Source organism: Streptomyces glaucescens (genome assembly GCF_002154375.1).
Classification (GTDB): Bacteria; Actinomycetota; Actinomycetes; order Streptomycetales; family Streptomycetaceae; genus Streptomyces; species Streptomyces glaucescens.
This window is the reverse complement of record NZ_MUND01000426.1, coordinates 1-8,547: the sequence shown is the minus strand read 5'-3', so window position 1 is coordinate 8,547 and position 8,547 is coordinate 1. Positions and strand designations below refer to the sequence as shown.

General features: G+C 73.7%; 12 protein-coding genes and 1 tRNA gene. 9 read left to right on the top strand and 4 right to left on the bottom strand.

Features of this window, described 5'->3' with window-relative positions; genetic code table 11:
- Positions 1 to 228: 228 nt before the first annotated feature.
- The 3 genes from CCN42_RS26175 to CCN42_RS26165 all read left to right on the top strand — a co-directional run bounded on the left by CCN42_RS26175 (position 229) and on the right by CCN42_RS26165 (position 2,372).
- The gene (locus CCN42_RS26175; protein ID WP_086739300.1) at positions 229 to 681 is read left to right on the top strand and encodes a DoxX family protein; all 453 of its coding nucleotides are present in this window, start codon (positions 229 to 231) and stop codon (positions 679 to 681) included.
- A 167-nt stretch (positions 682 to 848) separates the two neighbouring features.
- Positions 849 to 1,454, top strand: coding sequence for a DedA family protein (locus CCN42_RS26170; protein ID WP_169731525.1), 606 nt, complete (start codon positions 849 to 851; stop codon positions 1,452 to 1,454).
- 282 nt (positions 1,455 to 1,736) lie between these two features.
- Positions 1,737 to 2,372, top strand: a complete 636-nt coding sequence (locus CCN42_RS26165; RefSeq protein WP_245877460.1) for a hypothetical protein — start codon at positions 1,737 to 1,739, stop codon at positions 2,370 to 2,372.
- 52 nt (positions 2,373 to 2,424) lie between these two features.
- On the opposite strand, the gene CCN42_RS26160 is transcribed toward CCN42_RS26165, so the two are convergent.
- Positions 2,425 to 2,655 (bottom strand): DUF2277 domain-containing protein, encoded by a 231-nt coding sequence (locus CCN42_RS26160; protein WP_086739302.1) that lies wholly within the window; start codon positions 2,653 to 2,655, stop codon positions 2,425 to 2,427.
- Between the two features lie 136 nt (positions 2,656 to 2,791).
- Here CCN42_RS26160 and CCN42_RS26155 point away from each other — a divergent pair, with 136 nt between their 5' ends.
- The gene (locus CCN42_RS26155; RefSeq protein WP_086739294.1) at positions 2,792 to 3,691 is read left to right on the top strand and encodes a ketopantoate reductase family protein; all 900 of its coding nucleotides are present in this window, start codon (positions 2,792 to 2,794) and stop codon (positions 3,689 to 3,691) included.
- Positions 3,692 to 3,717: 26 nt separating this feature from the next.
- On the opposite strand, the gene CCN42_RS26150 is transcribed toward CCN42_RS26155, so the two are convergent.
- Both CCN42_RS26150 and CCN42_RS26145 read right to left on the bottom strand, forming a co-directional pair.
- On the bottom strand, positions 3,718 to 4,230 hold the full coding sequence (locus CCN42_RS26150) for a GNAT family N-acetyltransferase (protein ID WP_086739292.1): 513 nt from the start codon (positions 4,228 to 4,230) through the stop codon (positions 3,718 to 3,720).
- Between the two features lie 71 nt (positions 4,231 to 4,301).
- On the bottom strand, positions 4,302 to 4,571 hold the full coding sequence (locus CCN42_RS26145) for a chaplin (RefSeq protein WP_245877459.1): 270 nt from the start codon (positions 4,569 to 4,571) through the stop codon (positions 4,302 to 4,304).
- A gap of 134 nt (positions 4,572 to 4,705) precedes the next feature.
- Here CCN42_RS26145 and CCN42_RS26140 point away from each other — a divergent pair, with 134 nt between their 5' ends.
- Positions 4,706 to 5,053: a hypothetical protein gene (locus CCN42_RS26140; RefSeq protein ID WP_086739288.1), complete on the top strand. Its 348-nt coding sequence runs from the start codon at positions 4,706 to 4,708 to the stop codon at positions 5,051 to 5,053.
- A gap of 55 nt (positions 5,054 to 5,108) precedes the next feature.
- On the opposite strand, the gene CCN42_RS26135 is transcribed toward CCN42_RS26140, so the two are convergent.
- Positions 5,109 to 5,180 (bottom strand) — tRNA-Val (locus CCN42_RS26135).
- Between the two features lie 195 nt (positions 5,181 to 5,375).
- Between CCN42_RS26135 and CCN42_RS26130 the strand changes: the two genes are divergently transcribed.
- The 4 genes from CCN42_RS26130 to CCN42_RS26115 form a co-directional block, all read left to right on the top strand.
- Positions 5,376 to 6,200 (top strand): DUF4097 family beta strand repeat-containing protein, encoded by an 825-nt coding sequence (locus tag CCN42_RS26130; protein ID WP_086739286.1) that lies wholly within the window; start codon positions 5,376 to 5,378, stop codon positions 6,198 to 6,200.
- 74 nt (positions 6,201 to 6,274) lie between these two features.
- Complete coding sequence (locus CCN42_RS26125) at positions 6,275 to 7,690, top strand: hypothetical protein (RefSeq protein ID WP_086739284.1); 1,416 nt, start codon at positions 6,275 to 6,277, stop codon at positions 7,688 to 7,690.
- Between the two features lie 90 nt (positions 7,691 to 7,780).
- A complete protein-coding gene (locus tag CCN42_RS26120; RefSeq protein WP_086168155.1) occupies positions 7,781 to 8,362 on the top strand; it encodes a DUF4383 domain-containing protein in 582 nt (193 codons plus the stop codon).
- Between the two features lie 9 nt (positions 8,363 to 8,371).
- On the top strand, positions 8,372 to 8,547 hold a 176-nt coding region (locus CCN42_RS26115), incomplete at its 3' end, for an FmdB family zinc ribbon protein (RefSeq protein WP_107427648.1).

The following is an 8,547-nucleotide window of genomic DNA, read 5'->3' as shown; positions in this document are numbered from 1 at the left end:
ATCAGGAAGTACGGGCGCGGCCGGGGGTGGACTCGGTGACGCTGGCGGACGCGGACGCGGTGGCGCGGGCGGTGCTGCGGCGGGCGGTGGAGGACTCCGGGGCGGAACGTAAACACTGGCTAAATGTTGAACTTGCAAGCATTGATTAGGCGCACCTAACGTGAGTGCTCCACTCGGTTCTGTCCCCCACGGGTCCGCCGGACCCGCCCGACCGAAGGAGCCCCCCACATGACCGAACGTCTCAACAGCGCACAGCCCTACGTGATCGGCCTGTTCCGCATCGTGGTCGGCCTGCTGTTCACCTGCCACGGTGCCGCCTCCCTGTTCGGCGTCCTCGGCGGGGCGGCGGGCGGCGACGGCGGCACCGTTCCCGCCGGGACCTGGCCGGGCTGGTACGCGGCGGTGATCCAACTGGTCGGCGGCGGGCTGGTACTGCTCGGCCTCGGCACCCGCGCGGCGGCGTTCATAGCCTCCGGCTCGATGGCGTACGCGTACTTCGACGTCCACCAGTCCATGGGCCTGTGGCCGCTGGAGAACGGCGGCGAGGCCTCGGCGATGTTCTGCTGGGCCTTCTTCGTGCTGGTCTTCACCGGCTCCGGCGCGTTCGGCCTGGACCGGTTGTTCGCCAGGCGGTCCGCCGAGCCGGAGCCGGCGCCCCGTGAGTCACCGGTGGCGGCGTGACGGCGTAGCCGAGGCTCATCCGGCCGGGCGGTCCCGAGGTTCCCGGGACCGCCCGGTCCCGGCCACGCGGTGAACGTCCCGCACCGAACACACGAGCCCCCCATGAACCCTGTGTCACACCCCGGGCGTACCCTCGTAGGGCTTACGGGGGACAACGGGGAGTGACGGTGCTGGAGAGTGTGGGGTCACTGACGGGCAGTCCATGGATCTACGCCATGGTCGTCACGTCGGTCCTGTTCGATGTGTTCCTGCCCGTCCTGCCGAGCGGGGTGCTGGTCATCATGGCGGCGACCGCGGCGGCCGCGGGCACCGGCGCCGCGACCGGCAAGGTCCCCCACGACGTCCCCGACATCCTCGTCCTGACCCTGTGCGCCACGACCGCGTCGATACTCGGCGACCTCGTCGCCTACCGCCTCGCCTGGCGCGGCGGCGACCGGCTGGACCGCGCCCTCGCCCGCTCCCCACGCCTCAGCCTGGCGCAGGAACGTCTCGGCGCGGCGCTGGCCCGGGGCGGCGGCGCCCTCGTCGTACTGGCCCGGTTCGCCCCCGCCGGCCGCTCCGTCGTCTCCCTCGGCGCCGGCGCCGCCCGCCGCCGCGCCCGCGACTTCCTCCCCTGGTCCGCGCTGGCCGGCCTGTCCTGGGCCAGTTACAGCGTCGCCCTCGGCTACTTCGGCGCCCACTGGCTCGGCGCCACCTGGCTGGCCACCGGGGTGTCCGCGCTGGCACTGGTCGGCGCGGGCGCCCTGGCCACGTACGTGGTGCGCCGGACCTGATCCGGGGCCAGAAGCCGGGTCGCGCAGCAGCGGGCAGGTCAAGCAAAGCCCACCGCCCCGGCCCCGGCGAGTCCGGCGCCGCCGACGGCAGGGAGGGCACACCCGGGGCCTGACGTCGGCGCCTCCGGCGGTCTCGGCACCGGCCGTACGTCCTGCCTTCCGGCAGATGGTTACCGCTTACACCTTTTGCCGTCACGCGGAGTGGCCGCCCTCCGCCGCCGCGGGCAGGATGAACTCCGACGAAGTGGGATGAACACCGCCCGACGGAGAGGACTCCATGGCATGAGCGCGCCCGCGTCCAAGGCCACCAGACCACCACGACGCGCCCGGGCGGGGACCGCGATGGCCGGGCTGCTCCTCGCCGCCGCCGGCGCGGCGGCGCTCGTCTCCTGCGGCGGGGACGATGACGGAGACGGCGTCGCCGCCTCCGTCCGGCCGACGCCCTCGGGCCCCTACACCGCGTCGTTCTCCGGCACACCGGCCTCCGCCCTCGCCTCACTCGAGGAGTCCGCCCGGGCGCGCGCCTCGGCGGCGGCCTCCTCCGCGTCCGCCCGCGCCTCGGAGTTTCAGGCGTCGGTGTCGGCGGAGGTCGCGCGGGCCAACGCGGCGGCGCAGCGCCGGCTGGAGGACATCGAGGGCCGGGGCAACGCCCTGGCCGACGTGTCCCTGACCGGGAAGCCACGGGCCGAGACGGGCGGCCTGCTCGCCGTCGTCGTCAACATCACCAACCGCACGGACGAGACCGCGTCCTACGCGGTGCAGGTCGACTTCCGCGACTCCGACGGCAAGGTCGTCGAGACCCGCTTCGTCGGCGCGGAGGACCTCGCGCCCGGCGCCCGGGAACAGCCGCTCGCCATCACCCGCACACCCGCCGGGCAGCAGCTGACCGCGGAGATCGCCAAGGCCCAGCGCTACTGAGGGGCGGGCCCGCCACCCCGCCGCGCGGCCCGCCACCCCGCCGCGCGGCCCGCTACCCCGCCTTGCGGGCGGGCTGCCCGCGCACCTCCAGCCCCGCCAGCAGTTCGGCCGTGGCCTCGGCGATCGTGTCCACGGCCCGGTCGAAGACCTCGCGGTTGTGCGCGGCCGGTGCCCGAAACCCGGACACCTTCCGTACGTACTGCAACGCGGCGGCCCGAATGTCCTCCTCCGTCGCCTCCTCGGGCAACACGGGCGGACGTAGCGTCTTGATGCTCCGGCACATGGCTCCAGTCTCCTCCTCCGCGACCTCACACGTCTCGCTCTTCGAACCCGCACTGTGCGCATCGCCGTCCCGCCTGCCATGATCCGCTCCGAGGCGGCCACCGACCCCGGGGCCGACCGACGAGAGGAGCCACCCCGTGGCACACACCTTTGCCGTACTCGGCCCCGGCGGCGTGGGAGGACTGCTCGCCGCGCTGCTGTCCCGCGCCGGCCACCGAGTGATCTGCCTGTCCGGCGAGGACACCGCGCGCACCCTGCGCACCACCGGCATCCGGGTGCGCAGCGCCCGCTTCGGCGACTTCACCGCGTCCGTCGAGGCCGCCACCGCACTGCGCGAACCGGTCGACGCCTGCCTGATCACGGTCAAGCACACCGCTCTCGACGCCGCCCTGACCCGCCTCCCGGCGGACCCGGACGTTCTCGGCGGCACGCTGCTCGTCCCGTTCCTCAACGGTGTCGAACACCCCGCGCTGCTGCGTGCCAGCCACCGCCCCGAGCAGGTCGCCCCGGCCGCGATCCGCGTCGAGTCGACCCGGGTCGCCCCCGGCGAGATCGAGCACACCAGCCCGTTCGCCGAGATCGACCTGACCGGCGACCCGGTGCCGCGCACCCGCCTCGACGCCCTGGCGGCAGCCTTCGCGGCGGCCGGTCCGGCGACCCGGGTGCTGGACGACGAAACGGCGACGCTGTGGGCGAAGATGTCGTTCCTGGCGCCGTTCGCCCTGCTCACCACCCGGTACGCCGTTCCGCTCGGCGAGGTCCGCAGCCGCTACCGCGAGGAGCTGACCGCGCTGGTCGCGGAGACCGCCGCGGTGAGCCGCGCCTGCGGCGGTCCGGCCGACCCGGCCCAGGCACTGGCCCGCTACGACGCCTTCCCGGCCGCCACCAAGTCGTCCATGCAACGCGACGCGGAAGCGGGCCGCCCGCTCGAACTGGACGCGATCGGCGGGGCGTTGCTGCGTGCGGCGGACCGGCACGGCGTCTGCGTGCCGGTCGCCGAGCAGGTGGTGCGCGCCCTGCGCGACGCCGGGCACTGACCCCGCGCGGTCGGCCGCCCTCGCCGTCAGCCGTCCTCGCCGCTCAGGTCGAACCGCCAGTCGTGGCAGGTGATCCGATGTCCCTTCGGGTACTCGAACTCGACCGGCCCGAGCAGCGTGAAACCGGCCCGCTCGCACACCCGGTTGGACGCCGTGTGCGTCACCTTCGGCCAGGCGTGCAGCCAGCGGTGGCGTCCGGCGGCCCGTGCCTCCTCGATGACGGCGCGGGCCGCCCGCGCGGCCAGCCCGCGCCCCTGGAACTCGGGCAGCACCGCCCATCCGGTCTCCCACACCGTCCCGCCCCGCCACTCGCGCTCCCAGAACCCCACCGAGCCGACGGTCTCGCCGCCGTCCGCGAGCACCACCCGGTACATCCGCCCCGCCGCCGGGTCCAGTTCCAGGTATCTGCGGTGCCGGCCGGCCAGCTTCTCCTCGCTCTCCGGACCGCCCAGGTGCTCGGTCATCTCCGGGCCGTTGGTCCTGCGCAGCAGCCAGAAGTCGTCTTCACCCCACGGCACGAGCCGCACGTCGCTGTCCATGCCGGCCACGTTAGGCCCCGGCACCGACAACGGGCCCGGCCCGCACGGGGCCGGGCCCGCTCCTCACCGCCTCAGTTGCGGCAGGTGTTGCCCACCGCGGGGTTGAGCAGCCCGACGATGTTGACCGAGTTGCCGCACACGTTCAGCTCCGCGTTGACCGGGATCTGGACGACGTTGCCGGACAGGACGCCGGGCGAGTGCTTGGCCACGCCGATGGCACAGGCGCCGCCGGAACCGCAGACGCCGCCGCCGGACTCGCCGGCGGTGGCGGCGGTGGGGGCGGCCAGCGCCAGGGCGGCGCCGGCGATGACGGTCGCGGCGATCCTCGCAGTGGTGCGCACGATTCTTCTCCTTCTTCAGGAATGAAGCGATGTGCACGGATTCTGCGCAGGGGAATCACCGCACCGCCGCCGCTGCTCCCCCGAACGAGGGAAGCCACTCGCGACCTAAAATCGAACAGGCGTAGCATTAGCGCGTGGCTACGACCTATGACTTCCCCAGCGATCTCCGCGCCGGCCAGGAGGAGCTGCATCAGGTCCGGGCCGAGCTGTCGGCCCTGCTGAAGCGGCTCCCCTGGTCGGTCGAGCCCCTGGACGGCTTCAGCGACGACGGCGGCTGGCGCAAGGTGGAGCGCCCCGCCTCCCCCGGCTGGTCCGCCGACGAACAGGCCGAGGTGGAGAAGCTCCGCCGCCGCGAACACGAACTCGCGGTCTTCGTCAGCACCCACCGCTACTGGTCGGACCTGTCGGGCCCGGACCGGGTCGACGCCCGCTCCCGGCTGAAGCACGCCCACGAGGCCCCGGACGAACCGGAGCAGGACTGAGACGGCGCCCCGAACGACGAAGACCCCGGCCTATGCGGCCGGGGTCTTCGTGCGGTGGGCGCGGACGGTTTCGAACCGCCGACATCCTGCTTGTAAGGCAGGCGCTCTACCCCTGAGCTACGCACCCGAGAACGAGTCGACAGCCTACCTTGCCCGGGCCACTGTCCCGCAAACCCGTCGCCCCGGGGTTCTCCGGGGGTTATCCCCACCCCGGATCCGGGAGCGTCCCGGATCCTCCGGCGGGCCGCGCGACCGTACGGTCGAAGCACATCGCAACCGCGGGCATCCGTGCTCCGCGGCCCGACCCAGGGGGAGATCCGTCATGGCCCGTTCCACACCCGCTCGCGTCGCCGTCGCCGCCGGTGCCGTCGTGCTTCTGGTCGCGGGGCTCGGCGCCTGCTCCTCGGCCGGCGACGACGAGCACCCGGAGAAGCGGTCCTTCACGCTCGAGGGCACCACGCTGACCGTGGACTCGGACGACTCCGCCCTGGAGATCGTGGCCGCCGACGGGTACGCCGGGGGCCGGATCGAGGTCACCCGCTGGTTCGACGGCTCGGTCGTGGCGGGCGGCGAGCCGGAGACGACCTGGGACATGGAGGACGGCGACCGGCTGGTGCTCCGGGAGAACTGCTCGGGCTTCATCGCCGACTGCTCCACCAAGCACCGCATCGAGGTGCCGCACGGGGTCACCGTGAAGGTGGAGGACGGCGACGGCAGCGTCCGCGCCAGCGGCTTCCGGGACGCGCTGACGGTTCGTACGGGCGACGGGTCGGTCCACGTCACCGACACCACCGGCCCGCTCGACCTGCGCACCGGCGACGGATCGGTCCGTGTCGAGGACGCCACCGGCCCGCTGCGGATGCACACGAACGACGGCTCCATCCGCGCGGACGTCGACTCCCGCCAGGTCCGCGCCCGCACCGGCGACGGCTCGGTGCGGCTCGAACTGGGCACCGTCCCGGACCTGGTGGAGTCCCGCAGCGGCGACGGGTCGGTCACCATAGCCCTGCCCCGCGCCACCTACCGGGTGGCCACCGATACCGGCGACGGCGCGGTGGACGTGTCCGTCCCGCACGACGACGCCAGCGGCCATGTGGTGTCCGCCCGCACCGGCGACGGCAAAGTCACGGTCCGTACGGCGAACTAACGGGCCCGTGTGTTCGTCCTTAACCGGTGGGAGAATGACACCGGGCAGGGCGGATGACAGCACGGGAGAGGGATGTGACGGCGACACCGCAGCAGCCGTACTCGCCGTCGATGCCGCGCGGGCGCCGCCGCCCCCGTGCCGCCCCCCGCAGAGGCCCGCGTTCCACCGCGGCCCGCGACACCCTCACCCTGGTCGCCCTTCCGCTGATCGCCGCGCTCGCGCTGCCCGCCGCCTTCGCCGGCGGCGGCACCCGGCGGTGGTTCGGCGGGCGGGCGGAGAGCCAGCGGGCCGAGGCGCAGGCCGCGAAGGACGCCGCCGCCGCCGCGTTCTACGAACTGGACACCGCCCAGCGGGATCTGCGGATCTCCATCGAGACCATCGCCGCCGTCGACGACTCCCCCGCCGCCCGCCGGGCCGCCGCCGACTTCCAGGCGCTCGGCCTGCGCATCGACGAGGCCAGCCGCCGGTACATCCAGGCGGTCGACGCCCACGACCTGGACCGCGACGACCTGGAGGCCTCGGCCGCCGCCCGGGCCCGCACCGAGCTGACCACCGCCAAGGACGAGCTGGACCGGGTCAAGAAGGACCTCGACCGGTTCACCGAGGGCCTCGGCCCGCTGCTCGGCAAGGCCGAGACCCAGCTGGCCCGGCTCGCCCCCGCCGTCGAACGCGCCCGGCAGTCCCTGCTCGCCGCGACCACCGCCCTCGACACCGTCCGCGACGCGGGCCTGCGGGCCGACGACCTCGCCGCCCGGCTCGCCGCCCTCGCCCCCGAGCTGACCAGGCTCAACCAGGGCGCCGGACAGCACGGTGTCCCGCAGACCCTGGAGCGCGCCGAGCGGGTCGCCCGGGAGGCCGGCACGATCCGCGCGGAGGCCGAGCGGCTGCCGGAGCGGGCCGCCGAGATCGACCACCGGCTGGTGTCCCTGCGCACCCGCGCCGAGGCCCTGACCACCCGGTCCGAGCAGGTCGAGCCGATCCTCAGCGAGCTGCGGCGGCGATTCACGCTGGCCTGCTGGCAGGACCTCCAGCACGTGCCGGAGCAGGCCGACGAGACCGTCCGGCAGGCCGAGGCCAAGCTCCGCGAGGCCCGGGCCGCACGGGACGCCCAGCGCTGGGCGGACGCCACCGCGCTGCTGTCCACGGCCCGGGCGCTGCTGAACTCCACCGACGAGGCCGTCTCCGCCGCCGGTGACCGGCTGCGGAGGCTGAACGCCGTGCAGAAGGACCCGCAGGCGGAGATCGACCGCACCCGGTTCGCCATCCGGGACGCCCAGCGGCTCGCCATGGCCGGCCGCAACACCCCCGACCCCCGTCACGCCCGCCCGCTGGACGACTCCGTGGCCCGTCTGGACAGCGCCGTCGCCGGCCTGGAGGGCCGCCACCCCGACTACTGGCACTTCCTGACGGAGACGGAGGCGGTGCGGCGGACGGTGGCGCGGGTGGTCACGCTGATCCGCGAGGAGCGCGGGGCCGGCGCCGGTCACTGAGCCCGGTGTGGTGGCGCGCGATGCGGGGCAGGCGGATATTAGGGGACGAAAGGGACGAACGAGCCACCCGCACGCCTGAGGGAGGCGGATATGGCCACACACGCGGTGCACAGGGATTCGCGGCGCAGGATCAGCTTCGACGACCACCTGCCCGTCGACCACCGGCTGAACAGGGTCTACCGGATCGGCGCGGGTCTGATGGGTCTGGTGCTGATCGCGTTCGGCATTCTCGGCCTGATCGACAAGGTGGGCTTCTTCGACACGCGCGGGGACCAGGTCGCCGGTCTGAGCACCAACGGCGCGCTGAGCGTGCTGTCGATCTGTGTGGGGCTGCTGCTCTTCGTCGGGATGGTGATCGGCGGCAACTTCGCGTCGACGCTCAACATGATCGTCGGCGTGGCCTTCATCCTCAGCGGCTTCCTCAACCTGGGGCTGCTGAACACCGAACAGAACTTCCTCGCGTTCCGCATCCAGAACGTGCTGTTCAGCTTCGTCTACGGGGTGATCCTGATGACGTTCGGGATGTACGGGCGGGTCGGCTCGGCGCTGCCCCAGGACAACCCGTACTTCCGCGCCCGCCATCCCGAGCTGGCCACGGACACCGACGAGGACCGGGTCCAGCGCGCCGAACTGCGCCCGAAGGCGCTGCGCCCGCCGGAGGCCGACCGTTAACCTGGGCGCATGCCACGCTACGAATACCGGTGCCGGACCTGCGGCGACACGTTCGAACTGAGCCGTCCGATGGCGGAGTCCGCCGATCCCGCGGCGTGCCCCGCGGGGCATGACGACACGGTGAAGCTGCTGTCGACGGTGGCGGTGGGGGGTTCCGCCTCCGCCCCCGCGGCGCCCCGCGCGGG

Excerpts from the sequence above, each read along its gene's own strand:
- CCN42_RS26120 (WP_086168155.1), top strand. The coding sequence starts at position 7,781 with ATGGCCACACACGCGGTGCACAGGGATTCGCGGCGCAGGATCAGCTTC.
- CCN42_RS26150 (WP_086739292.1), bottom strand. The coding sequence starts at position 4,230 with ATGGACAGCGACGTGCGGCTCGTGCCGTGGGGTGAAGACGACTTCTGG.
- CCN42_RS26175 (WP_086739300.1), top strand. The coding sequence starts at position 229 with ATGACCGAACGTCTCAACAGCGCACAGCCCTACGTGATCGGCCTGTTC.
- CCN42_RS26130 (WP_086739286.1), top strand. The coding sequence starts at position 5,376 with ATGGCCCGTTCCACACCCGCTCGCGTCGCCGTCGCCGCCGGTGCCGTC.
- CCN42_RS26160 (WP_086739302.1), bottom strand. The coding sequence starts at position 2,655 with ATGTGCCGGAGCATCAAGACGCTACGTCCGCCCGTGTTGCCCGAGGAG.
- CCN42_RS26165 (WP_245877460.1), top strand. The coding sequence starts at position 1,737 with ATGAGCGCGCCCGCGTCCAAGGCCACCAGACCACCACGACGCGCCCGG.